Origin of the sequence: Paenibacillus allorhizoplanae, assembly GCF_927798215.1 — a bacterium.
GTDB classification, from domain to species: domain Bacteria; phylum Bacillota; class Bacilli; order Paenibacillales; family NBRC-103111; genus Paenibacillus_E; species Paenibacillus_E allorhizoplanae.
In genome coordinates this window covers 537,985-564,965 of record NZ_CAKMMW010000003.1, presented here as the reverse complement: position 1 = coordinate 564,965, position 26,981 = coordinate 537,985, and the positions used below count along the sequence as shown (strand labels likewise).

Annotated in this window: 25 protein-coding genes and 1 pseudogene; 22 read left to right on the top strand and 4 right to left on the bottom strand. The window is 44.4% G+C overall.

Features of this window, described 5'->3' with window-relative positions; translation table 11 throughout:
• Positions 1-3: 3 nt before the first annotated feature.
• From L6I86_RS35790 to L6I86_RS08620, 9 genes and pseudogenes are all read left to right on the top strand, one after another.
• A pseudogene (locus L6I86_RS35790) lies at positions 4-1,820 on the top strand (FAD-dependent oxidoreductase).
• 124 nt (positions 1,821-1,944) lie between these two features.
• Positions 1,945-2,565, top strand: a complete 621-nt coding sequence (locus tag L6I86_RS08655; protein ID WP_236286218.1) for a hypothetical protein — start codon at positions 1,945-1,947, stop codon at positions 2,563-2,565.
• 288 nt (positions 2,566-2,853) lie between these two features.
• Positions 2,854-3,495 carry an ABC transporter substrate-binding protein gene (locus tag L6I86_RS08650; RefSeq protein ID WP_236286212.1) on the top strand — a complete coding sequence of 214 codons (642 nt, stop codon included), beginning with the start codon at positions 2,854-2,856 and terminating at the stop codon, positions 3,493-3,495.
• Positions 3,492-3,737 (top strand): hypothetical protein, encoded by a 246-nt coding sequence (locus L6I86_RS08645; protein ID WP_236286210.1) that lies wholly within the window; start codon positions 3,492-3,494, stop codon positions 3,735-3,737. The genes L6I86_RS08650 and L6I86_RS08645 overlap by 4 nt, the downstream gene beginning before the upstream one ends.
• Positions 3,734-3,955, top strand: coding sequence for a helix-turn-helix transcriptional regulator (locus L6I86_RS08640; RefSeq protein WP_236286209.1), 222 nt, complete (start codon positions 3,734-3,736; stop codon positions 3,953-3,955). Before L6I86_RS08645 ends, L6I86_RS08640 begins: the two co-directional genes overlap by 4 nt.
• Complete coding sequence (locus tag L6I86_RS08635) at positions 3,952-4,485, top strand: hypothetical protein (RefSeq protein ID WP_236286207.1); 534 nt, start codon at positions 3,952-3,954, stop codon at positions 4,483-4,485. Before L6I86_RS08640 ends, L6I86_RS08635 begins: the two co-directional genes overlap by 4 nt.
• Positions 4,482-4,808: a hypothetical protein gene (locus L6I86_RS08630; protein ID WP_236286206.1), complete on the top strand. Its 327-nt coding sequence runs from the start codon at positions 4,482-4,484 to the stop codon at positions 4,806-4,808. Before L6I86_RS08635 ends, L6I86_RS08630 begins: the two co-directional genes overlap by 4 nt.
• Complete coding sequence (locus L6I86_RS08625) at positions 4,805-5,503, top strand: sensor histidine kinase (protein ID WP_236286204.1); 699 nt, start codon at positions 4,805-4,807, stop codon at positions 5,501-5,503. Before L6I86_RS08630 ends, L6I86_RS08625 begins: the two co-directional genes overlap by 4 nt.
• Before the next feature lie 75 nt (positions 5,504-5,578).
• Positions 5,579-6,535, top strand: coding sequence for a 3'-5' exoribonuclease YhaM family protein (locus tag L6I86_RS08620; protein ID WP_236286203.1), 957 nt, complete (start codon positions 5,579-5,581; stop codon positions 6,533-6,535).
• 646 nt (positions 6,536-7,181) lie between these two features.
• On the opposite strand, the gene L6I86_RS08615 is transcribed toward L6I86_RS08620, so the two are convergent.
• Positions 7,182-7,643 carry an Lrp/AsnC family transcriptional regulator gene (locus L6I86_RS08615; RefSeq protein WP_056624330.1) on the bottom strand — a complete coding sequence of 154 codons (462 nt, stop codon included), beginning with the start codon at positions 7,641-7,643 and terminating at the stop codon, positions 7,182-7,184.
• Between the two features lie 284 nt (positions 7,644-7,927).
• On the opposite strand from L6I86_RS08615, the gene L6I86_RS08610 reads away from it, so the two are divergent.
• The 12 genes from L6I86_RS08610 to L6I86_RS08555 all read left to right on the top strand — a co-directional run bounded on the left by L6I86_RS08610 (position 7,928) and on the right by L6I86_RS08555 (position 22,084).
• Entirely contained in the window at positions 7,928-9,313 is a 1,386-nt protein-coding gene (locus tag L6I86_RS08610) for an amidohydrolase family protein (protein WP_236286198.1), read from the top strand.
• A gap of 25 nt (positions 9,314-9,338) precedes the next feature.
• Positions 9,339-10,334, top strand: a complete 996-nt coding sequence (locus L6I86_RS08605; RefSeq protein WP_236286196.1) for an aromatic ring-hydroxylating dioxygenase subunit alpha — start codon at positions 9,339-9,341, stop codon at positions 10,332-10,334.
• Positions 10,335-10,545: 211 nt separating this feature from the next.
• Positions 10,546-11,628 (top strand): ABC transporter substrate-binding protein, encoded by a 1,083-nt coding sequence (locus tag L6I86_RS08600; protein WP_236286195.1) that lies wholly within the window; start codon positions 10,546-10,548, stop codon positions 11,626-11,628.
• 24 nt (positions 11,629-11,652) lie between these two features.
• Positions 11,653-13,032, top strand: coding sequence for an amidohydrolase family protein (locus tag L6I86_RS08595; protein WP_236286194.1), 1,380 nt, complete (start codon positions 11,653-11,655; stop codon positions 13,030-13,032).
• A 9-nt stretch (positions 13,033-13,041) separates the two neighbouring features.
• A complete protein-coding gene (locus L6I86_RS08590) occupies positions 13,042-13,764 on the top strand; it encodes an NAD(P)H-dependent oxidoreductase (RefSeq protein WP_236286192.1) in 723 nt (240 codons plus the stop codon).
• 101 nt (positions 13,765-13,865) lie between these two features.
• Positions 13,866-14,678, top strand: a complete 813-nt coding sequence (locus tag L6I86_RS08585; protein ID WP_236286190.1) for a creatininase family protein — start codon at positions 13,866-13,868, stop codon at positions 14,676-14,678.
• A 38-nt stretch (positions 14,679-14,716) separates the two neighbouring features.
• A complete protein-coding gene (locus tag L6I86_RS08580) occupies positions 14,717-15,520 on the top strand; it encodes an ABC transporter ATP-binding protein (RefSeq protein ID WP_236286188.1) in 804 nt (267 codons plus the stop codon).
• A gap of 20 nt (positions 15,521-15,540) precedes the next feature.
• Positions 15,541-16,884, top strand: coding sequence for an FAD-binding oxidoreductase (locus L6I86_RS08575; protein WP_236286186.1), 1,344 nt, complete (start codon positions 15,541-15,543; stop codon positions 16,882-16,884).
• Positions 16,885-16,983: 99 nt separating this feature from the next.
• Entirely contained in the window at positions 16,984-17,799 is an 816-nt protein-coding gene (locus L6I86_RS08570) for an ABC transporter permease (RefSeq protein WP_235550648.1), read from the top strand.
• A 39-nt stretch (positions 17,800-17,838) separates the two neighbouring features.
• The gene (locus L6I86_RS08565) at positions 17,839-19,080 is read left to right on the top strand and encodes an amidohydrolase family protein (protein ID WP_236286364.1); all 1,242 of its coding nucleotides are present in this window, start codon (positions 17,839-17,841) and stop codon (positions 19,078-19,080) included.
• A gap of 137 nt (positions 19,081-19,217) precedes the next feature.
• Positions 19,218-21,125 carry a sensor histidine kinase gene (locus L6I86_RS08560; protein ID WP_236286185.1) on the top strand — a complete coding sequence of 636 codons (1,908 nt, stop codon included), beginning with the start codon at positions 19,218-19,220 and terminating at the stop codon, positions 21,123-21,125.
• A gap of 128 nt (positions 21,126-21,253) precedes the next feature.
• Positions 21,254-22,084, top strand: coding sequence for a methyltransferase domain-containing protein (locus tag L6I86_RS08555; protein ID WP_236286184.1), 831 nt, complete (start codon positions 21,254-21,256; stop codon positions 22,082-22,084).
• A gap of 133 nt (positions 22,085-22,217) precedes the next feature.
• On the opposite strand, the gene L6I86_RS08550 is transcribed toward L6I86_RS08555, so the two are convergent.
• The 3 genes from L6I86_RS08550 to L6I86_RS08540 all read right to left on the bottom strand — a co-directional run bounded on the left by L6I86_RS08550 (position 22,218) and on the right by L6I86_RS08540 (position 25,752).
• Positions 22,218-22,457, bottom strand: a complete 240-nt coding sequence (locus L6I86_RS08550) for an NHLP leader peptide family RiPP precursor (protein WP_236286183.1) — start codon at positions 22,455-22,457, stop codon at positions 22,218-22,220.
• 74 nt (positions 22,458-22,531) lie between these two features.
• On the bottom strand, positions 22,532-23,470 hold the full coding sequence (locus L6I86_RS08545; RefSeq protein ID WP_236286175.1) for a hypothetical protein: 939 nt from the start codon (positions 23,468-23,470) through the stop codon (positions 22,532-22,534).
• Positions 23,467-25,752, bottom strand: a complete 2,286-nt coding sequence (locus tag L6I86_RS08540) for an AraC family transcriptional regulator (RefSeq protein ID WP_236286173.1) — start codon at positions 25,750-25,752, stop codon at positions 23,467-23,469. Before L6I86_RS08540 ends, L6I86_RS08545 begins: the two co-directional genes overlap by 4 nt.
• A gap of 273 nt (positions 25,753-26,025) precedes the next feature.
• Here L6I86_RS08540 and L6I86_RS08535 point away from each other — a divergent pair, with 273 nt between their 5' ends.
• The gene (locus tag L6I86_RS08535) at positions 26,026-26,949 is read left to right on the top strand and encodes an ABC transporter permease (RefSeq protein ID WP_236286172.1); all 924 of its coding nucleotides are present in this window, start codon (positions 26,026-26,028) and stop codon (positions 26,947-26,949) included.
• Positions 26,950-26,981 lie beyond the last annotated feature (32 nt).

Below are 26,981 nucleotides of genomic sequence, written 5' to 3'. Positions count from 1 at the left end.
GTGATGAACTTTTTGAAAAATTGGCTAGCTAGTAATATGAAATCGACATTGATTATCGGTATTCTCGCATTTATTACGATAGCTGGCGGAGTATTAGGCTACTTCGGACTGCTCCGAGACAGTGATGGGGGATTTACCCTACATACGCATTCGACCTTTCAGCCAGATGTGGTTGTCATGGGAACAGAATTAGAGGGCATGTATCTTGCTCAAAAGGCAAAGAAGGAAGGTCTCGACGTATTAATCCTCGAAACGAAAAGCCGACTAGGCGGGCAACTCATTCAAGGTGAGATGCTCTATCTCGATGGAACCTACGATGATGAAGGCACACTGCTCATGCAAGGCGGCATGAAGGAGCTTTTCCAAGCGTATACACAAGGAAGTATCCGTACAAAAACGGATTTTGCCCATTATTTCCACAAACTTATTGAAGGCATACCCGTTGAGAAAAATATCGTGCTTGAAGACTTGCGAGTAACAGGCAATAAGGTCATTTCTCTCGCTTATCAAGACGGTGATGGGAAAAAGCGGATGGTGAAGCCTTCCTATCTGGTTGATAATTCGGATGACGCTGCGTTGATTCGCAAGCTTGATGTGAAACCGCTTCCTGGGTTAGAAGCGCTATATGGGAGTAAGGAACGCGAATATATGAGTGGTACGTACATGATGAAATTTAAGGGAGTCGATTGGGATAAGTTTCAAACTCAGTTTTGGAAAATGACGAAGATCGAGCGTTCTCATACATTCGGACCTGAAAGCTATGTGAATTCGCACATCGCTTATGGGTTTCCTCCAATCGTATCGGCGTATGAACTGCACAACAAGAATGAGCTTAATCTCCGAGGATTGAACATTCTTAATCAAGGTAATGGAGAAATCATGATTAACGCGCTTCAGGTATACGGTATTGATCCGAGCCGGAAGGAAACAATCGAACGAGGGATGCAGCTCGCCAAGGAAGAAATGCCTTTCATACGCGATCATCTTCGCAAGCATATGGCTGGCTTCGAGAAGTTGGAGCTAGCTGGAGACAGGCATCGGATTTAATGACCGGCCGGATGTTCTGGGATAACGTTAGCGTCGGTGGGTATTTTATGGACATTCAAGGCTCACGCTCGAATCGGGAGGGACTGGCTATTGGGCGTCCGGATAAATATGGGATGCCTCTACGAAGCTATTTGCTTCATGATTACGACAACGTTGTCACCGCGGGGAAGCTGGTTGGTGCAACCGCTGTGGCTTACGGGAGCGCAAGAATACAACCGAACGGGGCAATGGCTGGAGAGACCATAGGCGTATTGATGGCGCAGATGCAGGGGAGAAGCCTGAAAGCGACGACCCCAGAGGAGATCGCTCGCCTTCATAAGCGGATGGAGAAGACTTATCAGATCAAGCTGTATGACCAAGTAGCGAAGGACAAAATTGCTCATCTCTCAGAGGCGGAGCGGTCAGAGTTGGACAATGGAAGGATTACATTGCTGAAAGGCAACAAAATCGCACATCATTTGCCTTTTATCAGAATCAGATTGGAAGGTCAAGCAATCACTTATAACGGGATCAAGCCAATTGTCATTGGAGGCATCCCCTGGGTGCCACTCAGTCAAACGTTTGAGAAGCTAGGCCAGGGTGATGCTACCTACGATGAAGAAAATAGACGTATTCAATACACGTTTATGGGAAGGAATGGAACAATTCCTTCGGCAGACGTACAAGTGCTGAACAATTTCGTGCTCGTAAGCTGGGCGAAACTTGCGGAAGAACTAGGCTACCATTGGGATTGGAATGAGTCTCGCGATGAGGTCATCGTGAGGCGTTTATAAGCGTGTTTGAAAGACTGCCTGAGCATAAGCTCAAGCAGTCTTTTTTTGTTTTGGCCAATGCCCACACCTTCCCACGCCATAAGCAATAGTCTACTCTATATGGTGATTAGGAGTGTGTATACAGATGAATAGATACGGAACGAGTAAGCGACTCGTCAAATTCCAAAGAAAAGCTAACTTGCACGTGGCAAAGCCAATCCAACAACGCGTGTATGCGATCCGCAAAGTCGCTACGGTCATGTTGCCATTTTACCGCAAATTGGTGAGCAGCCGTACGTACTCCGTCCAGTGGGCGAAGGCCGTGCGGGAGGCAGATATTGCACGCATGAATAAGCTGCTGCGCTCCGTCATCGGTTCAGAACCGCTTTCGGCCTTAGCGTCGAATGGCGTGGGGTGGTTCGTCGATTTGCCACTGCCGAAACCGCTGCTTGTAATCACGAATGGGACAACGATTCGTCCAGGTCAAGTGCAGTTCACGTTCAGTTCCACGATTAATCGTGCGATCGCGAAAGCAGTCATTCCTCTATATCGGGAAATAATATGCAATCCGAGTTACGCGGCGCTGATCGTGAAGGCAATCAATACGCAGAATGAGACCTTGTTGAATCATCTGATACGAAGTACAGTGACGAGTCGGAGACTTGTTTCAGTTCAAATAGATTTCTCTGGCTTTTTCCTCGGGTTCAAATATCCAACGAGCAAATATGTGTATCTAAATGAGGTTTTTCGTGAGTATGTCATGTAAAAGGTTATGATTAGGCGCCTTGATCCCTGAGTTTGAAGGATTCGCAGGTGCTTGGCTGGTTGGCAGATGGACAAGCACTGCACAGCTGTATCAACTTCCCTCATCGGGAAACCTATCACCTTTAGCGCCCGTTCCTATCAATAATGGATATGCATCTGTAAACGCTTCATTTGTGATAGTTTTTATCAAGGCAGCGTCCTATTTTTCCCAGGTGCAGGATGATATTCTCTTAATAGGAAAGAACAAGGCACACAACCATTAGAACAAACCATTCAGGAGGAAGCGGATATGAACAAAAAATGGGGTAAAATGCTCGGCAGTGTGGGGATTATGACGGTACTTGTCTCCGCAGTTGTTGGATGTAGTAGTGAGAAGGCAGCGGTAGAGACGACGAAACCAGCGCAAAGTACAGAGACACCTAAAGCGCAAGCAAAGCCTGTTACGCTACGGTTTGCTTGGTGGGGGTCTGATGCTAGGCATAAAGCAACTTTAGCGGCAATTGAGGCTTACACCAAATTCAATCCGAATGTGAAAATTGAAGGCGAGTACCAAGGATATGAAGGTTACCAACAGAAGATTATGACGCAAATTGCTGGCAACTCTGCACCTGATCTGATGCAATTGGATTACCCGTGGCTGCCAAGTCTATCTGCACAAGGTGATATTTTCGTGGATTTGAGCAAAGAATCAGTGATTGATCTTAGCCAATTTGCGAAGAAAATTTTGGATGAGTATGATTCCGTAAATGGCAAACTTGTTTCATTGCCAATGGGAACGAATGGTTTTGGGACGATGATTAATAAAGCCTTTTTCGATAAAAATGGTCTTTCCACTGACACGGTAGTGTCCATTATCCCAAGATTAATATTATCTTCTTTAGTGCTTACAAAGATTTCGATTATGCTCAAAAGGCAATTGAAGTTGGTGTGAAACGATATATATTGAAATCCACGAATTTCAATGAACTAGTTCGTGTTTTCACGACGATTAAGACAGAGCCGGATAACCTGAACCAAGCCGCAACCCCGCTGCAAGCGAGGAGTCAGCCGGAAGATCTAGCTAATTTTGCCGACAAAATGATCCACACCATTAAAGAGCACGTGGAGCAGAACTATCAGCATGTGACCTTGGAGGATCTGGCGCGAATCGTGAATTTAACCCCGATTATTTGAGTAAGTTTTTCAAAAAACACGCAGGAATTCTTTTCTCTGAGTACTTAACGCAAGTTCGCATGCAGCGAGCAGCACAGTTTCTGGATGATATTCAATACAAAACATATGAAATCAGCGAGATGGTAGGTAATAGCAATGCTTTCAATTTTACTAGGGCGTTCAAGAACTACTATGGCATGAACCCGAGGGATTATCGTAATAAGAAGGAGTTGAAATGAGGAAAAAGTTTTTTATCAAAAGCCTAATCCGCTTAATCATTCCTTTATTGATTCCATTAATCATTCTGGGGACATTTTCGATTATTACGACGCAGCGCTATATCAAAAAAGAAGTCAATACGTCCAATTACAAAACGCTTGAACAAACGAAAAGTACAATTGAATTGCTTTTTAATGAGCAGGAATCGTTGCATTATACCTTTAACTACAATGCGCGTTTGATTCAAAAGCTGAAGTCAGTTTTGCGAAATGAAGAATTGAATCCGTATGATATAGAGGCTTATGGAACGTTCATGAGTATGATGAATTCTCCAGCCAACATTAAACCCTATATTCATTCGATCTATCTGTACTTTTCTAATGACAAAGGGAATTTCCTTGCCTCGAACGAGGGAATTACGAGTATTACCCAGTTTTATGATACATCGTGGTTCCGGACGGCGAGTTCTATGACGAGTGAAGGTGACCTTGTTATCCAAAATAGAACGATAAAAAGATTCTCTTTTGAAAAACCGAAACGCCGGTCGTGACGATCTACAAAAAAATATACGCGCCGGGCTCCACGAAACCTGATGGCTGCCTTGTGATGAACATTAAGAAGGAAGATATAGAGAAGGTAATGAGTGATTTCCTATACCTGCCGCATCAAGCTATTTTTCTTCTGAACACCGGCGGTGAGGTTATTGCGAGCTCGAATGAAGAGGAGCTGGATGTTAGTCAACTGCTGGACGCGAGTCAGCTTCCTTCAAACTTTTATGAGAAGACGACTTCGAATGAGCGATACATTATCTCGAGTATTGCTTCTACGCAATATCCGATGACCTATGTGACCGTTTCGCAGGAAGTTATTTGAAAATCCAGCTGTCAGAGAAGAAATACAGGCTGCAAGCGATGGAAATGATGGCGCTGCAATCCAATATTAATCCCCACTTTTTGGCGAATACGCTGCGAACGATTTTCTGGAAATCGATGGGCCAAACGGGTGGTCATAACGAAGTGAGTCAGATGATCGACTATTTGTCGGAGGTTGTGCAGTATTCAATTAGCCAGGGGAATAAAATGGTTACGCTAGCTGAGGAGATTTATCATACGAGCAATTATATTGAAATTCTCAAAATTCGCTACAAATCAAAGTTTCAAATCATTTGGGAATACGACGAGGCGATCACCCATCATATGGTTATGAAGTTAATGCTGCAGCCACTTGTTGAGAATGCCATTTATCATGGGATCAAAGAAAGTGAGCGCTTCGGCTACATCCGAATTCGAATGAGAGCACGTGGCCCTCTCATTGCGATTACGATTTTGGACACTGGTGTCGGAATGACTAGAGCGAAGCTGTTGGAACTTAGGAAAACGTTGAAAGCGGAGGATCAAGTCGAGCATATTGGCCTCTTTAATACGAGTAAGCGGCTTCAGCTCACGTTCGGGGATAAGCATCGTTTTCACATTCGGAGTAAGGTGGGATATGGTGCGGTGGTTGACATTACTTTCCAGACGGAAGAGGGATTGGTCTTAGAAACAGGTGCGGAGAGGGATGCGGTATAAATTTCTAGGCGGGCCACTAATCAATTAGGCGTATTTCGTAGTATAATGTTCCTATTGATTATTGGAGGCACACACATGACATTAATTAAACATTTACAAGCACCAGATGAATTTACGGGCTTTTACTTAATTAAAGAGTTGGAAATTAAACAGACGAATACAACACCTGCCAAAGATTTCATGGATATTGTACTCTGTGATGCGAGCGGACAAGTATCCGCCAAAATGTGGGACGTCAGCGCTGCGGATAAAGAGACCTTTTTCCCAATGACCTTAGTAAAGGTACAGGGACTTGTTCAACTGTACCGTGAACGCTTGCAAGTGAAGATTGGGAAAATTCGCAAAGCGCTGCCGGAAGATGGCGTGCAAATCACTGATTTTATTCGTTCTGCGCCGATCAGTCCAGCTGATCTGATTCATACGATTAATGGTGTATTAGCGAGTATTACGAATCCAACGATTCAGTCAATCGTTTCGTTTTGCGTGGCGAAGGTCGGGGATAAGCTGGACCATTATCCAGCGGCTAAGACGCATCACCATGCGTATTTCGCTGGGCTTGCCTATCACATCGTGCGGATGCTGGAGCTTGGTGAGTTTGTTTGCAAGCAGCGTCCATTTCTCAATGCGGACTTGATCAAAGCAGGCATTATCCTTCATGATATTGCAAAGCCGGAGGAAATGATCGCGCAACTCGGCATCGTTTCCGACTATAGTGTGCAAGGGAAGCTACTGGGACACATCTCCATGGCGTCCAACTGGATTACAGAGGCTGCTCTGCACCTTGGGTTAGATCTTCAATCCGACCTCGTCATTGGATTGCAGCATATTGTCCTTTCTCACCACAACTTGCCGGAGTGGGGAAGTCCTGTACTGCCGCAGCTACCGGAGGCAGTCGCACTTCATTACATCGACTCGATGGATGCGAAGCTGCAAATGGTCGAGGACACGCTGCTCATCACACCGGAGTCCGAGTCTTGGACGCCGATGATCCGCGGGTTGGAAAACAAAGCGATGTATCGGTTGAAACTGTAATAGAGGAAAGCTGTTTCCAAGTGGAAGATCTACTTGGAAACAGCTTTTTGTTTTTGGGGGAGGTAGCTGGAGTTAAGTGCCACCGCAACGCCGCCACTATTACCCGCAGCCGCACCTGCACTCGCACCCACACTTGCACCCGCACCCGCTACCCAGCCTAGGCGCTCATATAAAAGTGAATATATGGAAAATATGTTGTTAATTTCATGGTAATCTTCGCTTTATTTGAAATAACTGTAAAAAGTACAGTTATTTTCAATCGAACCCCGCCCAAATCAACAGAATCGAGAGAATTAAATGTACTTTTTCCATCTACTCTCTACATTTCATCCTAAACTGACGATATAGCTGGAGTTTTTCCAGTTAATTGAATCTAAGCGGGCTCGCCCTCCGAGACTTCTCGACCTAATAGTAAATCTCCGCGGGTTGCTTTCTTTACAATCAATTAATGATGCTACTCAACACCCAAGCCTGCCACAATTCTCATATTCAGCAGCATTATTATTAATTCTCCACCTCACCAATTAACCAACTCCAATCCCATTCCCATCAACAGTACCTCAACCCACAAGTACCCTTTAGTAGCCAATCTTTTCTCCTCGACAAAATCCTCGGCAGTTAACCACCACTCTCGACCGATACCAAATCAAAGCTCCAAACCCGTCCCTTGTTTGAATCTTTTAATCACCATTTGTGTGTTCACGCGCACAACGCCGTTCAGCTTGTAGATGTTCTTATAGAGGAATTCCTCCAGCGCAGCATCATCCTTTAACAAAGCGTGCATGTGTAAGGAGCTGGTTCCCGTCATTTGGTAGATCGACACCACATTCGGGTCCGCCGAAAGTGTGTTTCCCACTTCCTCCGCGAAGCGCGGCTCCACTTCCACTTCGAAGAATGCACTAACTACCTTCCCTAGCTTCGTTGCATTCAAGCGAATCGTAAAATTCTCGATAATTTCATTGTCGATAAGGTTTTCAACACGCTTTTGAATCGCGACACGCGATAGATTCAGAATCTCACCGATTTTTGCATAGGACATTCTGCTGTTCTCATGCAGCAACTTAATAATTTCTTGATCGACAGGGTCCAGAACGTGCAAATCTAACATAATCATCACTCCTATTCATAATCTAAAAATATATACAATTGCACAGTATTCCTTGCTAACTTCAAAATATGCCTTAAAAAGCATTGAAAATACAACAAATGTTAAGCGAAAATCACACTATCAATAAATAAACGAAACAATTCTTATGATACACATTTACACATGGTGTTGACGATTTTCGAAAGTGTACATATAATCATGTTAATTAATATAACATATATAAACCAATATGAGTTAAATGTTAGATAACATAACACATAAAACATAAAACGAGGAGGTGCCGCATGACCAAAAAACTCATCTACAACGGAACCGTCCTGACAATGAATGCCACGAACCAAATGTTCAAACCAGGCTATGTGTACATGGAACATGATGTCATCTGTGAAGTTGGCGAATGGAAATCAGATGGCAGTTTAGATCATCTTCTCACAGAGTCCTCCTACCGTTATAACGCAGAGGGGAAAGTAATTATCCCCGGCATCGTGAATGGCCACACGCATCTGTTTCAAACATTTATGCGAGGCGTATCTGATCACTCCCCCTTAGCCCAGTGGCTGAAAGAGATCATTTGGCCGATGAGTCTCGCGATGGAGCCGGAGGATTTCTATTTAGCCGCATTGATCGGGTGTATAGAGAATTTGAAATCAGGCGCTACCTATATGATGGATCATCACTACATCCACACGTACCCAGAGAATGATGCCAGTGTGTTAAGAGCAATGATTGATTCGGGGATTCGTGGACATTTGGCACGAGGAGGATCCGACCTAGCAGGAGAGGTTCGCTTGCGAGAGACAGGTGAGCAGATTTTCAACGCCACAGATCAATTGCTTGATCAGTGGGAAGGTGCAGGAAATGGCCGCATTCGAATAGCGCTTGGACCACTCAATTTATATGGTTGTTCCCGAGAATATCTCGAACAAGCAGCCGTGTTCAGTCGAGATCGTAAGCTCATTTCTCATGTACATGTCGCAGAAACGAGTGAACAAATCGACACAACGATGGCGCGATACGGTCTTAGAAATTTGGAGCTTCTAAATGAAGTAGGCTTACTCAGCGATCAGACACAGATTGTCCACGGTGTTTGGCTGGATGACGGAGAGCTCGACCTCATCAAAGAAAAGCAAGCATCCGTCATCCATTGTCCCGTTTCCAATATGTACCTAGCTTCCGGCGTTGCACGGGTACCTGAGATGCTGCGGATGGGCATCAATGTTGCGCTAGGAACAGATGGTCCTGGCAGCAACAACTGCCAAGATAACCTCGAAGTGCTGAAATTTACTGCTTGCTTGCACAAGGTGAATGAGTTGGATGCCACATTGCTGCCTCCGATGGATGTACTGCGTATGGCCACAGTGAATGGGGCAAAGGCTGTTGGCCGAAGCCAGGATTTAGGCAGCCTCGAACCAGGGAAGAAAGCAGATCTAGTGACCGTTGATATGATGAAAGCCCATATAAGTCCCGTGCATCGCGCTTCTTCAGCTCTTGTCTATAATGCGAACGGCAATGACGTCGATTTGGTGATGGTAGGCGGGCAAGTCGTTGTGGAGCACGGGAAGAGCACATGGATTGATGAGCAGGAGATTTTGAGAAGAGCACAAGCCAGAGTTGACGTACTTAGAAGCAAGTTAGCGGGGCAGTATCCTATTTTTGCGAATCAAATGTAGGTCCAATTAGAGGAGGATGAATTCTATGGCATTACAACGTCTACATGATCCCGTTCTTGAACATGATTGGCATGCGGTGTACCTTGCATCTGAGCTGAAAGATCAACCGGTAGGTGTCATCATTTTAGGAGAAAGAGTAGCCCTTTATCGCTCTAGCCGGGGCGTTCACGCCATGCAAGATCTCTGTGTCCATCGTGGAGCCATGTTATCCAAAGGGTGGGTCAAGGATGATGTGCTGGTTTGTCCGTATCATGGCTGGCAGTACGACTCCTCGGGACAGTGTGTTTGTATTCCTGCACAACCCAAAGGCGAGAAAATTCCGCTTCGCGCGAAAGCCGTGACGTACGCTTGTGAAGAGAAATATGGCTTCATCTGGGTATGTATTGGTGAACCTGCAGCCCCAATCCCGCATTTTGAAGAGTTTGCGAATCCAGAGTACCACCCACTTCCGTGCGGACCCTATAAGGTTGCAGCAGCAGGGACGCGTGTCATTGAAAATTTCACAGACTTCGCTCACTTAATGTTCGTCCATCAGGATTTACTGGGTCACCCAGACTATGCCGAGCTTCCTGATTTCCAGGTTGTGAAAGAAGAGGATCGCATCTATATCGAAAATATTCCGATTTTCCAGCCTGTTGCGCATTCGGGTTCGGATAAAAGTGAGGGTACTACGTATGTCTATATGAAGGAAGTGTATCGGCCCTTGTCTGCTAGGCTATCGAAGGCGGATCCAAGCAATGGTCAAACGTTATGGATTATGCTCACCGTACTTCCTGTAGCTGCGGAAGAATGTGTCGTCTTCATGATGGTTTCACGTAACTATGCGTATGACGTTGATGACGCGAACTTCATTAAATTCCAAGACATCGTGTTTGAGCAGGATGCTAGGGTCATTGAGACGCAGAAACCTGAGCTGCTGCCTCTAGATCTGCAAGTCGAGTTGAATCATAAGGTGGATCGTTTCTCAATTGCGTATCGTCGTTGGCTGAAAGAATTAGGCGTGGTGGTTGGGACAGTTTAGCTCTAAGACATAATGTTCGGTTTTAAGTGGTATTATTCACTTTACAATAATCATACAGTTGGAAAAGTAATGAAAAGGCGTACTTTTATTGTGTAAAAATACAAAACATCAGTCTATTCGTTGACGCAGACAAGCCGTGAAACGTATATTTGACTCAAGGTTAAACAAGATTTGTAGACATAGAAAACCAAATATGGAGGGGAAGTTAACCATGAAACGATTTCAACGTACTCTTGCACTTGCAACGAAACGCCCAGCAGCTGTATCCCTTAGTTTAGTGATGATTTCTAGTTTGTTAGCCGCATGTGGAAGTTCCAGTACTCCTGTTTCCTCGTCTGCGCCAACAGCAGCACCAACGGTGGCGGCGGCTTCTCCTGCAGCATCAGCGGCACCAGCCGCCAAACCGATTGTTCCAGCAACGGTGGTCTTGAACTGGTTCGCGGAGCCTGAGCATGGTGGGAATTTTGCTGCTTTGTCGAAAGGCTATTACAAGGATGCAGGTTTTGATATGACATTGATGCCTGGTGGTCCTTCTGTATCCTCGACACAGATTGTAGCATCTGGTAAAGCCCAATTCGGGATGGCGAACGGTGATGATATTTTGGTAGCCAGACAAGAAGGAATACCAGTAGTGGCGATTGCAACCTCTATGCAAAAGAGTCCACAAGCCCTGTTTTATCATAAAGATGCCGGTGTGAAAGACTTCGGAGATTTAAATAGTCATAAAGTGTATGTAGCATCCACGGCGAGCTTCTGGCAATTTATCAAAAATAAATACAAGTTAACAAACGCACAAGAAATGAAATATACAGGTCAATTAGTGAACTTTGTGAGTGACAAAACGGCGCTAACGCAAGGCTATGTGACCTCTGAGCCATTCACGATGGATCAACAGAAGGTTGAATACGGTACGCTGCTCGTTGCCGATTCTGGTTATAAAATTTACGCTGGCGTGTACTTCACGACAGAGAAGATGATCGCAGAGCATCCGGATCAGGTCAAAGCCTTCGTTGAAGCGACGGTAAAGGGTTGGGATTACTACAAAGATCATTCCGATGAGATCAATCCAAGCATACAAACGAAGAACCCAGACATGGGCCTCGACATGATGAAATACAGCGCAGCGAAGGAAATGGACTTTGTATTCGGTGGCGATGCAGCGACTAAAGGCACAGGCATTATGACTAAAGAGAGATGGGAAGAAGTGCAGAAGCAATTAGTTGAAGTAGGCGTACTGAAGACTGCTGAGAATATTGATAAAGTGTTTACGACACAATTCTTGCCTAAAAAATAAACAAAACTTCGGGAGGTGGCGGCATTGGCTTCTAACAACAACATCGATCTATGTAACGTCAGATTGCCATTATTAAATGAGGGGGAATTATATCGTCTCTCGATTCGCGATGGTCATTGGACGCATATTCGCATACAAGAAGCAGATGCCGCTGCTCCCATTTCAACCTCGCTCGAGTCATGGAATCCTGATCAACATGTAGAAATGTCCAACATTACAACACTTGATCTTGAAGGTAAAATCTTGCTTTCAAGCTTTGTGGATTCGCATATGCATCTCGACAAAGCGTTTTCCTTAACCACCGTGGAGAATATCAGCGGTACGCTGGAAGAGGCAGTTCGCAACTACTCATCGGCATCGCCTACGTTCTCGAAAGACGAGATTAAAGCCAGAATGATGCGATCGGCGCTGCAGGCACTGTCTTTTGGAACTACACACATTCGCACGCATCTGGATTTCAATCTTCGATATTCACGGGACATCGCTTTACGTACCATTGAAGCCGCACTGGAAGCCAGAGAGGCCTTAGCGCCATACATGACTTTGCAGCTTTTCCCGATGTGTCCGTACAATTTCATGTCTCTGGATAATGAAGCCATTGAGGAAGCCTTACGGATGGGGGTGGATGGTATCGGTGGTGCACCGCATTTATCGGTAACACCGAAGGATGACATTGATTTTATTTTCAAAATGGCAGAGAAATACGATGTTCCGATTGATCTACACTGTGATGAAACTGATAATCCGCAGATGCGAACTGTTGAATATGTAGCAGAGTGCACGAAAGAAAAAGGCTATGAGGGCAGAGTGACCGTTGATCACTTGTGTGCATTAGCCTCGATGACTGATAAGGATGCAGGCGGCATCATCGACAAGATGGCAGAGGCCAAACTAAAGGCAGTTTCCTTGCCTGCCGTTAATCTCTATTTGCAAGGCAGACAGGATTCATTCCCTGTGAGAAGGGGCGTCACTCGCTTAAAGCAAATTCATGAGCGAGGCATCCCAATTGCAGTTGCATCGGACAATATTCATGATCCATTTCACCCTTTCGGGCGAGGGGATTTACTTCAAATAGCACTGATCTCTTCCTATGCTGCTCATATGGGCAGACCCGCAGATCTTCGCACATTGCTGCGAATGATCACAGAGGCTCCCGCAAAGGTTCTTGGACTTTCTGCCTCTGGGATTACAGGAGGTTATCCAGCCAATTTCGTCATCGTAGATGGCAGCTCAACCGAAGAAATCTTTACCATGCTCCCTGAACGCAGATGGGTGTACAGCCAAGGACGCTTTGTCAGATCCCCTGGCACGAAAGCTGCGTGGAACAACAATGCCTTAGCTCAGTTATGGCAAAAGGCAAGTGAAGCTGTATCGTTCCAAAAGCCCGAATTCGCGAAAGGGTGAACCGTCAAGATGGCTAATCTGTTGGTCATTTATTACAGTGCCTTTGGTCACGTGTATCAGATGGCGCAAGCCGTTGCAGATGGTGCAAGCCAATCAGGCGCGCATCCTGTAAGAATTGTGCGTATACCCGAAATGGCTGCCGATGTGAATCGTGTGATTACATCTGATAAAGATAGACGCCCTGCGCTGCAGGAGAAGACATCTAGCTCCACTACGTTAGCTAAGCAATTTCGTCTTACGGATCGTTATCAGAAGTATGAAGCTACACTCGCGCTGCAAAAAGAAATCCCAATCGCGACAAATGATGATCTGCGTTGGGCTGATGGGATCCTTTGGGGCTTCCCCACATATTACGGCTCAATGCCCGCGCAAGTGAAATTGTTCCTTGAGATGGCTGGAGAGCTTTGCATCGAGGGTGCCCTTGAGGGCAAGCCGACCGGCATATTTAATAGTACAGCGTCCATCCATACAGGACATGAAGCAGCCATATTAACCGCGATGGTCCCCTTATTTCATTTTGGGATGATTTTCGTGGGATTGCCATATTCGGAGAATCCGGAGTACTTAACGTCAGATGCGATTGGCTGCTCGCCTTATGGGGCTTCCACTTTAGCTGGGCCGGATAGTTCACTTTCGCCAGATCCTAGAGAGCTGCTGATGGCAGCGCGATTAGGTGAGCGAGTAGCAGACATTGCGGCTGCTATCAAGCAGTTTCAAACCAAGAAAGCATAAGGCGTGCACCATTTAAAATTGGCAAGTAGAAAGAACCCCTCTTTGAAGAGTTTGGTTCTTTTTTCGCAAATAGATGATCTATCTTACAGGAGGTGCTCAGCATGACATTTAATCGCTATCAAGGGAAAGCTTGGGATCGTTGCTTCTTCCCGAGCCTTAGTAAACTTCAGGTGGCTGAGATTCCCAAAGAAAATGCATTAATCGTGCTTCCAGTCGGAGCTGTTGAGCAGCATGGTCCGCATATGCCGGTGTTTACCGACACGTTAATCTCGGAAGTGCTGTTGACTGAAGCTTTCGAGCAGCTTCCTGATGACGCGAATATATGGCTGCTGCCAGCCATCCCCTATGGGAAGAGCACAGAACATTTAGGTCATGCAGGAACCATCACCTTATCGGCAACAACGTTAATGGCTGTTGTGATGGATATTGCGAAAAGCCTGCGGCAAAGCGGATTTCAGAAGCTCGTTCTCGTTAACTCGCATGGTGGGAATACCGATCTGTTGAACATGATGGGCAGAGAAATTCGGATCGAAACGGGTTTAGCTGTGTTTCGCTTAGATCCTGGTGGGCTTGGCGGCGCTGATGAATGGATAACACCGCTAGAGAAACAAGCGGGCATTCATGCAGGAGATATGGAGACATCCATCGTCATGGCGGCAATGCCGCATTGGGTGAACATGGATGTAGCGCCAACGGAGTATCCGAATTACCCCGAATCTCGTTATGTGGCACTTCGGAATCGCGCCTTCGCTTGGGTGATGGATGATCTCTCTCATACCGGCGTATCCGGAGATGCCACGGCAGCAACAATGGCCAAGGGTAGGGCAATGACGGAAAAGTATGGGACTTATATCGCAGAGGCGCTGCTCGCATTCCAAGCCTTCGATATGCAAACGCTCAAAATCAGCAAGTAGATCTGGTAAGCCACTAACACGTATAGGAGATGACAAATATGTCGAAACATTCTTCTCTAATGGATACAGCTAGCCCCCAAACCGCAGGTTCTACTTTCGTGAGTATGACGAATCTCTCCAAGACCTACCCGAATGGAACGATTGCCTTGCAGGATGTCAACCTGACCATTCAAGAAGGTGAATTCTTATGCTTTGTAGGTCCATCGGGTTGCGGGAAATCGACGATATTCAAAATCATTACAGGCTTATCCAAACCAAGTAAAGGCTCGTTGGATGTCTTTGGAACGACTCCGAAGGAAGCACGCAAGCAAAGTGACATCGCTTTTGTGTTTCAAGATCATACGCTCTTACCCTGGTCGACGGTTGAAGCGAATGTGAAGCTTCCGCTGGAATTGCGCGGAGTGGATAAGAAGACCCAACAACAAGAAGCGGAGCGAGTGCTTGAACTTGTTGGATTGAAGGATTACATGAAAGTGCTGCCTAGGCAGCTTTCTGGTGGTATGAAAATGCGCGTATCCATCGCGCGTGCGCTAATTTCGAGACCGAAGCTGCTGCTGATGGATGAACCGTTTGGTGCGTTGGACGAAATTACGCGTCAAACCTTGCAAATGGAGCTGCTCAATATTTGGCAGCAGGATAAATCGATGACCGTGTTATTCGTGACACATAATGTGTTCGAATCGGTTTTCTTATCAACAAGTGTCGTTGTGATGACACCTCGACCAGGTAAAATCTCAGCACGTATTGATATACCTGTTCCTTTTCCAAGAGATGAATCTTACCGAACAACAACGCAATTTAGTGATTTAGTGCGCATTGTGAATGACGCTCTGGACCATTAAGACGAGAGGGTGAAGACAGCATGTCCACAGAAGCGGAAGTTACCTGGGTTCATCAGATCGAAGAGCAGCTAGGGAAAGAAATCGTATCCATCGATCAAGCAACAAGAGATAAGCTTTCTAAGGATTATTACTGGTACTCTCCTGTACTTAATCGTAGGCTGGAGGGAATAGCATCGGCCGATGTCGTCGTGCTGCCCCGTAATGAAGACGAAGTGGCTAAGGCTTTGGCTTTTGGATATCGCCATGGCATTCCTGTGACGGTACGCGGTGCTGGGACTGGCAATTACGGTCAGGCCGTTCCCTTACAGAAAGGGATCGTTCTGGATCTAAGCCGCATGGATGAAATCCTGGAGATTGGACTTGGCTATGCGCGCCTGCAATGCGGAGTTCGTCTAGGTGTTATTGATAAAAAGGCACGTGAAGTGGGGCAAGAAATTCGCATATACCCTAGTACGTATGTGAAGGCGACGGTTGGAGGCTTTGTGAGCGGTGGCTCTGGCGGTATCGGTTCGATCATGCATGGCAATCTGTGGGATGGCAACGTCCATGAGGCTGTGATCTATACGATGGAAGAAACACCCCAGCGCCTCGTTGTTACAGGTCCTGAATTGTTTAACTATATCCACAATTACGGGACTACCGGTATTTTGACCGAGGTCACCATTCCACTTTCACCGCGTACTGAATGGACACAAGGCATAGCCCAATTCCCTACTTTTGAGCAGGCGATGCAGTTTGGTGAGGCACTCGCTCGTGAAGAAGCGATTCCCAAACGTCTCATTGCACCGATGGAATGGCCGATTCCTTCCTATTTTGTACCCTTTAGCAAAGTAATTATGCCAGAAATGGCTGCTGTTATGTTGGAGTTTGCTGAAGAAACACTGCGGTTAGTAGAGATGCTTGCGAAGCGATTTGGCGGTCATGTCGGTCATGTGATCGAGGCCAAAAACTACCGTAAAACCATAGGTGTATCTGACTTTACATGGAACCACACGACTTTGTGGGCGATGAAGACAGACGCATCGATGACGTATCTGCAAGCAGGCTTTAAAGTGGATAGCTACTTAGAACAAATAAAGCAAATCAAATCGAAGTACAGCGACGAAGTCTATCTGCATGTCGAATGGGTGCGCAGTGGCGGAGCGGTGACGCCTACAGCCCTCCCTGTTGTAAGGTTTACAACGGAAGAACGCTTATATGAAATCATCGAATTTTTCGAATCTATTGGTGTCAAAATATTTGATCCACATACCTGGGTGCTCGACCAAGGTGGTCGTGGCGAAGTGGGCAGTATGGAACGCAAGAAGCGGGAGAATGATCCGAAGGGGCTTCTCAATCCTGGCAAAATCATTTGTAAGTCATAAAGAAGGGGGATATGTGCAATGGCTGTCGATTCGAAGTACCTACAAATACTACCTGATGAAATATTTCCCGCTCGTGAACGTGCAGCTTGGATGAGTCGCATGGAGGAGGGCGTGTCGTTTAGTCGCCGTTTGTTGATGCTGCTCAAACAGCTGCTGCCGCCTTTAGTTGCGTTCGTAGTCTTTATTGGCGGATGGGAGCTGATCGCTGCCTTGACGCACGCGCCAGTCTACCTCGTTCCTAAACCCTCGGATATTGTGAAAGCCGCTATCGAGAATAGGAGCGGTCTTTGGGTATCCGTGCGAACGACAACTTTCGAAGCTGTTCTTGGATTTATACTCAGTATTATCCTAGGCATAGCGGGTGCTATTCTGCTTGCCAGTTCGAAATGGATTGAGAAAAGCGTGTATCCATACGCGATTATTTTACAAACGATTCCCATTGTTGCAATCGCACCATTGATCGTGATCTGGTTCGATGCAGGTATGAATGCGATTGTGATTATTACTTTCTTAATCGGGTTCTTCCCGATGCTATCGAATACCTTAATTGGACTTAATTCGACGGATCAAAATATGAGCAATTTGTTCTATTTGTATAATGCCAATGGCTTTCAAACGATGTGGAAACTTCGTATTCCGGCCGCGCTTCCTTATATTGTGGCGGGTTTGAAAATTTCTTGTACCTTGTCAGTTGTCGGTGCCATTGTCGGGGAATACATTGCCGGAATTGGCGGGGGGCAAGGTGGATTAGGCTATGCGATCACCTATGCAGCTGCCCGACTAAAGACGCCATACTTGTTTGCATGCGGGTTATCCGCTTCTGCGCTGGGGATTGTTTTCTTCCTGTTGGTGAATGCCTTTGCCAAATGGCTCCTAAGCTCCTGGCATGAGTCTGAAATGAAGCGTGATAATTAATCGCGTAGCTCTAGATATGAGGTGATTAACTTGCTTGATATGGTCTATCGTCAAATTCGTTTACTCGGTGATCACGAGTTCCAAGGACCTATAGATATCGGCGTGGCAAATGGTAAAATTGTCGCGATGGGTAAAGTTGCCGATCACGGCGAGCGAGAGGTTGATGGGACGGGGCACTTGCTGCTGCCGCCTTTCGTAGAGTCGCACATTCATCTAGATACCGTGTTAACTGCGGGGGAGCCTAATTGGAATGAGAGTGGCACGTTATTCGAAGGGATTGATCTATGGCAGAAACGAAAGCGGACACTCACGTTTGAGGACGTCATGGCACGCGCGGAGAAGGTGCTTCGGATGCAAATCTCATCGGGCGTCCTTCATGTACGGTCGATGGTGGATATTTCAGATCCAAGTCTGACTGCTTTAAGAGCGATTCTCGCGCTTCGTGAGCGTGTGAAGCCTTACATGCATGTGCAGGTTATCGCCTTTCCACAGGAGGGGATTCGTGCCTGTCCAGATAACGAACGACGGCTAGAGCTTGCCTTGGAGCTTGGTGCCGACGGTATAAGTGCAGTCCCACATCTGGAGCCTACGCGATCAGAAGGAGAAGCATCCTTGGACATCTGCTTCCGGATTGCGAAAAAGCATGGATGCTTCGTTCACGTGTTCTGTGATGAAATGGATGATCCCCATTCCACGTTCTTAGAAAATGTTGCTCATTTGGCCCTTCGCTCGGGCTTAAGAGAACGAGTAACTGCTGCACACGTGAATGCGACAGCCTATTATAGTGAAGCTTATTTTCAGAAAATACTGGGTCTCGTGGCCAGATCGGGCATTCATATCGTATGCTGTCCGCTCATCAATAGCGCCATGCAAGGGCGATTCGACAGCAGTCTCAAAGGTCGTGGTATTGCTCGCATCAAGGAAATGTGGATGGCCGGTATCAATGTCAGCATTGCTCATGATGATATTCGGACGCCATTCTATCCTTTAGGAACGGGAAATATGCTTCAAGCGGCTCATATGGCTGCGCATTTAGCCCATATGACGGGGCGTGAGGAACTAGACGAGCTCGTTCGGATGATTACCCTACGAGCTGCCCGAACGTTACAACTTAAGGATTACGGTATTGGTTTAGGCCTACCTGCTAGTTTCATTATGCTTCCTGGTGAGACGGCAATGGATCTTATTGGCGGGCAATCTACGTGCCGCAATGTCGTTAGTCAGGGTCAACTTATTACCGAAACCTTGCCAGCCAAAACGTTTTGGTTCTCTGATAATTAAGGAGCGCTCGCCTATTGGAATGGGGCGAGCGTTTCATTTTGTTTGTAGAATGTTTACTTTGCTAAGAAGGAAAGCACATAACCCCGTCGAATTCATTTAATGTAAATTACTTACAGTCATCGGGGGAAGGTGAATGCATGCAACAATGGCTTCAAAAACATCATTTGCGGTGGAAAATAGGGTTGGTTATCATGTTTGGCTTATTATTTATGACTAATCATGCTTTCGCGGAGCAGCCTAATGATGTGAAAACAATTCCAAACTGGGAGATGAAGTGGGGGGGGCCCGATGATACGATTCAAAATATCATAGCTTCGTCACTTGAAGATCGATGGATGACGATCGAGAGTGGAGCAAAGATGCCGGATAAACCGGAAGAGGTTACTACAGCGTGGGTTCGCATAAAGCTACCAGAACAGCTTACTAAGGACTACGGTATGTATATTGATGAGATATATGCACAGCAGTTATCGGTGTATATAGGTGATCGACTCCTGCATGAGGTTAAGTTTGATTTCCCTACGGATCGACAGCGAAGTTTATTTCCACTTAGTGCAGAGGATGCTGGGGGAATTGTTTACTTAAAGCTACAGACATCCATGGACCGATTAGGTGTACAATCTGACATACAATTAGATCACTATTCGAATTTGACCAGAACATACATATTCCGGGATTTACAGAACATTATTCTTGGGTTTGCTTTTATATTTATTGCTGTGATCATGCTCATTTGTTCTTTCTGCTTGAAGAAAATTGGGCGAGCTACCTGGATTTCTCTTAGTTTAATCATACTATCGTTAGGTACTATCTTTCTTACCTATTCACCATTTCTGTATGCAAATTTTACTCGGTTTGGAGATGTATTCCTCGATATATTTGATATTTCTTTGGCGGTATTATTACCTTCACTGATGTATTTCTTCGAAAAAATATTTGATAATGGTAAATTTAAATGGATTCGTATTCTTCGTAAATTTCAAATAGGCTATTCGGTGATCTCGATTATCTTCATGCTGATAAATCAACTAAATAACTATAACTTTATTCAAACGTATTTCTTTTTTTCGGTTACTGTTCTTGGTGCAATTATGATTTTTCAATTTATCATTATTATTGGTCTATCCATTGTTTTTGTAATAAGAGGTAACAAAGAGGCAGTTATTTTCTCTTCAGGATTCGCTATTTTCGCGCTAATGGGGATGTTTGATCTTATTCTTTACTATGCAAATAATCAAAAGTATCAGTTTTTCCTATGGAAATTTGGTGTGGTGGGCTTTATTATCGCACTCATTGTTATTTTAGGCAGGCGATTCGCAATCAATCAGGAGCAGATGGCTAACTATTCAAAAGAACTAGAATTTTACAATCATCAGCTTCAGCTTTCCGAAAAGATGGAGATGATTAGCTCCTTAGCTGCTTCCGTTGCCCATGAAGTGAGAAATCCATTACAAGTTACACGAGGGTTTCTACAGCTAGTAGCGGCTAGAACGGATGATAAGAATAAGGAGTATATGACGATTGCCATCGAAGAACTAGATCGTGCCTCCGTCATTATTACGGATTTCCTTACATTTGCTAAGCCACAGCTGGATGAAATTGTGGAATTGAATGTGAGCAAGGAAATTAATCAAATTGAAGGGATCATTATGCCCTTAGCCACCTTGAATGGTGGACGGATTACTGTCAATGTACCTGCTGATTTACACATCAATGGGAATTCGTCAAAGCTGAAGCAAGTCTTGATCAACCTTATCAAGAATAGTATCGAAGCGTTTCAAGTCGATGGGCAAATTAATATTTGGGCCTATGAGAAAGATAATGAGGTGTTCATTCATATCAAGGATAATGGAGAGGGCATCGAACCTATGCAGTTAACGAAACTAGGCGAGCCTTATTATTCGACGAAGACGAAGGGGACCGGGCTAGGCCTAATGGTAACGTTCCGGCTAATCGAGATTATGAAAGGGCACATTGAGTTCAAAAGTCAAAGATACTTGGGTACAGAGGTTATTATTCGGTTCCCCATTGTCACAGTTACTTGAATCCGTGAAACTTTCCGGAATGCAGACTTCCCATTCAGAAAGTTGTGTAAATCCTGTCAAGTACGAACAATTCACGTAGAGTAGTGTATTTCAATAAATCCATATAGGTTAATTTACGGGGGTGCTGGATGAAAGAGCGTCAGTCAACTTACAACATTCAAGAAGCGTCTCTGGGTTTTGAATCTGAAGTAGAACGGTTGAAGTTACAGGCAACGATGGGATGGACTAAAGAATTTCGCAACCTTCAATTGTACGGATTAGAGAACGGAATGAGGATCATTGAACTCGGTAGTGGACCTGGCTTCGTTACAGAGCAACTCGTTAATAGCTTGCCAGACAGTCAAATTACAGCTTTGGAAATTGATGAGACGTTACTTAATAAAGCTAAGAAACTGTTGGATAATGTACCTTTGTCAAGACTGCAGTTTGTGCAATCATCGGTTTATGACACAGGATTGCCTGATCAATCCTTTGATTTCGCTATTGCAAGGTTACTCTTTCTTCATCTGCATAATCCTCTACTGGCCGCCCAAGAAATTTATAGAGTGCTAAAGCCAGGAGGGAAGCTTGTTATCATTGATGTAGATGACGGAATCTTTGGGGCATTTAATCCTGATATTCATGCGCTACCTAGTGTGTTAAAGAAAGTGGCTGATTACGTAGCCGAAAAAGGTGGAAACCGTCACATTGGGAGGAGTTTGCCACGCTTATTAAAAAATGCAGGTTACATAGATGTGGATATTGATGCGATTATTCAGCATAGTGACATTCTTGGAATCGAGGGTTTTAAGCGTCGACTTGACATCAACCGTTTCGCTGTTTTTTTCAAGAACGGGATTATTAATAAGCAAGAGTATGATCAGTTAGAAGAAGCATCCCATCAAATTAACAATTCCGCTGAAGCTTATGCGATGATGACCTCTATTACGGCATGTGGTAAAAAACCAGAGCTGCAGTAAGTTTGGGTTAGAAAGCGAAATAGTGGTTTAGGGATGGAAAGTTAATTAAGAAAACTTAAGCTCACGGCTTATGGCCTATCTAACTAAAACTAAAAAAGGTGTCCCGCTTTTTAAAGCGGAACACCTTTTTATATTACCAAACGCATTCTACGCTATTAGATGATACCAATATTTTAGCTGGATTTGTAGGGATTACTAGTACGAAATCTGTCGATGTTTCTTCAACAGCTTTAACCTTGATGTCTTCAGGAAGTGTAATGTTAAATGCTTGTTTCAGCGCTGCTCTCGGGTTGGCTAGAAGTTGTTGTTTGAAGGCTTCATCTTCCCAAGCTTTTTGAATAATTTTGGCTTTTACGCTATCATTTGTGGACATTTGTAATCACTCCTAGTCATTTGGGTAATTTTTCCTACAAATAAAAGTATACCACGATCATATCTATTAATCTATCAAAATCTATCAGAATTAGACAAAAAATAGTAGAATCCACCAGAGGCTAAAGTCGCCCTTCGTTCTTTGATTTCTTGTGCTACCCGATGGATATTTTGTACGAGAGAATCATGGAAGGCAAGCAGTTGCTCCATGCCTACTGATAGGGTTAGCAGATGCGCGTGGTGAGAGTCAGCAGTCTTTCCGTAATCGGCGAAGAAGTCATGGACGTAGAGCTGCTGCTTAATCATTTCAGGCGTTAGCGTATCTTCTGTCGAAAGCTGCAATTGCTTGCTGATAGAGGCTAATAAGCAATTATAAGAGCCATCTGCTAGATCTTCTTCCCAGTCTGCCCAATCATCCAACATCTGCAGGGTTACGAGTGTCTGTTCAACGGCATCCGTTACGACAGAAATGAGATGTGATTGTTTAGCAAGCAGCAGTGCTCCTGTACTGGCATTTTTAACAGGACTAGCTTTCTTAGCAATTTGAAATTTGTCCTCGTGGAAATAATCGGATTGTCGTTCATTTGTGACACTTTTCGACCATTCTAGGATATAGGTTTCGTAATAGTCCCAGAAGGGGGAATCTGAAGGGAATAGCTCTCGATAAATCGAGAGGAATTGGACATGGAATAAGTTGGCGAGTGGCAGTTTGCTTGCGTGTTCGCCTTTGTTAGCGTCCATAATATCATCTTGTATGAAATAGTACAGCATGACAAAGATATTCCCTAGAGAAAGCTTGTTAAACGACTCTGCAGGCAGCTTGCAGATGTCTTTCATCCAATACGGAAGAAGATAACAAATATAATTCTTGCTGCTACCTTCTTGAGTGGGATCAAACTTAGCTAAATAGGTAAGACCTAGCTGGTCCAATGGAGAAGGGAATTGGCGTACAGCATCCTTTGCTTCTGCAAAAATAAGATGTAATTGATTCTTGTGATCATGGAGCCAATTCATCGTTCTTCAATTCCTTTCTGTTGGAGCGTATTTTCATATTTGAGTTGTTTGCGGAAATCGTTCGGTGTAATCCCATTATATTTTTTAAATAAACGATAGAAATAAGAGTCGCTCGTAAAGCCTGTCTTCTCAGCGATTTCAGCAACGGAAAGCGATGAGTTTAAAAGCAGATCTTTGGATTTGTTCATCCGCACATCTTGAATCACATCGGTAATGGCCGCCATCGTGTGCTGTTTGTACAACCGGCTAATATAAATGGAAGACATCGCGAGTTCATCGGCAATTGAGTTCAGTGACAAGTTCTGATTCGCATAATCCCGATCAATGATATCGTTCATTTTCTTGATCAGCTCCACATGCTTAGAGCTTCTTTTCTCATCGAGCTTTTTCTGAAGCTGCTTGAATACGTCAATGAACTGCGCGTTAATTTCTTCAATGGTCTCGACGTGGGTCAGAGAAGCGACAGCGGCATCCAAGTAGAGGGGGAAGGCTAGCGCATTATTCTTGTTAATCGTTGTTAGTACATTATTAACGGTTAAGGTGAGGTGGGAGATGGCCAAGTGGACGACCGTGTAAGGATATAGTGATGTTTCATTCACGATGTCGGTATAAAGCAGTTCGGCCTCTTCCGAATCGCCTGTCATGAGGCAATCGACGAGTTGTTTTTCCTTCTGAGATGGGAATTTGTACTCCTTGGTGCGGTATGCAATGATTTCATCCGACCAAATGATGCAGCCATGTCCTCTAAATAAACGATGGTAAGAGGCCTCAAGCAGTTGCTTATAGAGTTGGAAACACGGTATCGCTTCGTCTTGCAGCGGGCTTACTGTAATCGATACGGATAATTTAATGAAGGAAGAAATGGATGCTTGCATATTTTGAAGTAACTCAGTGAAATGTACAGGTTCCCATTTGAAGTCCGTTTCTTTCGCAGAGAGAAGCAACAGAATATGATCATCTCCCATATCAATGCCTTCCGCGTGAAAGGTGGAGGCGCTGATTTCGGTACCGATATTCATGATGGCATAGCGTAATAAGGTAAGTTGATCTTTATAAGTTCGAATGTTTTCTTCATATTTATCAATTTTGACCATGAGAAGTAGAGAAGGATGATCAATGGTGATTTTGGAGCCGAAATAGGTTAATTTCGATTCCAAGACTTGAGGGTGGTAAGCGTCTCTGCCCAGCATAATATTTCTCAGGAAATTTTGTCGTAAAATTTGCAGGTTATCACGCTTTTCGATTTCTAACGTTTTTAAGCTTCGAATGACCTTATCAATAGGACCGAATAATCGTTTGGACATGAAGAACGAAATGAGAAGCCCGAGTAGAAGAATGCTAAGTGAGATATAAATCGTTTTGAGACGCATGTCTCTGATCTCTTTTGTGATAATGGTGTAAGGGGTTGTGCGAACGTAACGCCATCCTAGAGAATCAGGAGCTGTATACGAAATCAAAGACTTATTCTCATTGACGGTATCAACCAAATAACCCGGTGTAGAAGCATTAGCGATAATTTTCTGGATGTAGCCTTTATCTGCATAATTGGAAAGTACAGGATTGGATCCATCTGTGGAGATCAGAACGCCTTCTTTATTAATAATAAATTCGTTGCTTGCCCGATTGTTTGCGATTTTTTTCAATGACTTATTGAAGAAGGACTCTGAGATATTGACGACAACGGCCGAATTCAAAGAATTATTCAAATTGATGGCATCATAGCACAAATAGGAATAGATCCCGACAGTTGTTGTTTGGAGTGAGCTTACATTAGTTGACTTGAAGGTTCTTGGAATCGGTAAGAAAGGAATGTAATCCTGAAAATGATCGAGGATATCGACCATGCCAGGGTCGCCAAGATTAGCTTTTGTTTGGATGCCGCTCTGAAAGTTATTCGAGCTGACGTAGAAAAGCTCTGAGTTTCCGTTATACACATAAATGGAATCAATAAATGGCATGGCTAGCCGATATAAATTCAATTGAGCCATGCTGCCTTGGACATCATAAATATCTGGTTTATCGTAAAACAACAATTTACTAATGACGAAATCACGATAAATTTGAAAAGACAGGGAGGTTGCAGTCTCTGTTATCGTCCGAATTTCTTGACTCGTTTGGAGCAAGGAGTTGGAGTCGGATTCATACACTTGCTTCAGCGCAATATTGTCGAAGTTGACATAAAGAATCGTAGAGGAGACAAGCAAGGTAATGACAATGGATAAAACAATACTGAGAAGTATGTTGCGATACATAAATTTGCTCTCTTGATTTCGAAGTATCAAGTTATCCGTCCCCCCCTTAGGTAAAAAAAGTATATCCCAACTTTATTCGGCTTGCAATGGAATCGGAGAGCTCATGGGCTGGAAAAGCACTATAAACGCCGAATTCTCCATGAAAGTTTACATTGTGCATATGCCGTTTAGGCGGTTTTGGGTGGGTTCGTTCATAAATGTTAGCAGATCTTCAGTATCCTTGACAGAACGATTCTGTCTATAATTCGAGTATGGCAACCGACAAGATAAACAAGACATATTAACGCAGGGAGGTATTACAGCATGATCCGAAAGAAAGGATTTCTCTATGAGTTAAACAAAAATAAATTGTTGTTTCTCATGATAGCGCCAACATTAATCTTCTTCTTTATTAATTCGTACGTACCGATGGTTGGGATCTACTTTGCATTTACCCGGTTTGATTTTAATGGGGGACTTTTCGGAAGTCCGTTTGTAGGATTGGAAAATTTCGAGTTCTTATGGAAATCAGGCGTTCTGTGGACGCTAACGCGGAATACGGTGGCCTATAACCTGGCATTCATCGTGTTTTTAAATGCGACAGCCATCTTTTGCGCCATCCTATTAAGTGAAATGACAGGAAAGTTCTTCAAGAAACTTACGCAATCCGTGATGTTCTTACCTTATTTTATTTCATTTGTTCTCCTCAATGCAATCGCTTACAACATGTTTAATTATGATACTGGATTTGTAAATACGACGCTTAAATCCTGGGGATCTAACCCGGTGGACATTTATAACACACCTTCTTCATGGGTTTTTCTTCTGATTATGTTCTATGTATGGAAAAATGTAGGCTACACCATGGTAATCTATCTTGCCACGATAACGGGTATAAGTGATGAGTATTACGAAGCAGCGACGATTGATGGAGCGAACATTTTCCAGCGGATTTGGTACATAACGATTCCGATGCTGAAGCCAACCTTCATTATATTGCTCTTATTCGCACTCGGCAGCATTATGAAAGGTCAATTCGATCTCTTCTACCAATTAATTGGAAACAACGGTATTCTGTATAACGCAACCGACATCTTGGATACTTACGTTTTCCGCTCTTTAAAGGTTACGTTTGACATCGGGATGGCGACTTCAGCGGGGCTGTTCCAGTCGATCTTCGGTTTTGTACTTATTATGACTGTGAACTATCTGATTAAAAAATCAAATGATGAATATGCACTTTTCTAGGAGGTGACTGCACTTGCGTACCAGAGGAATTG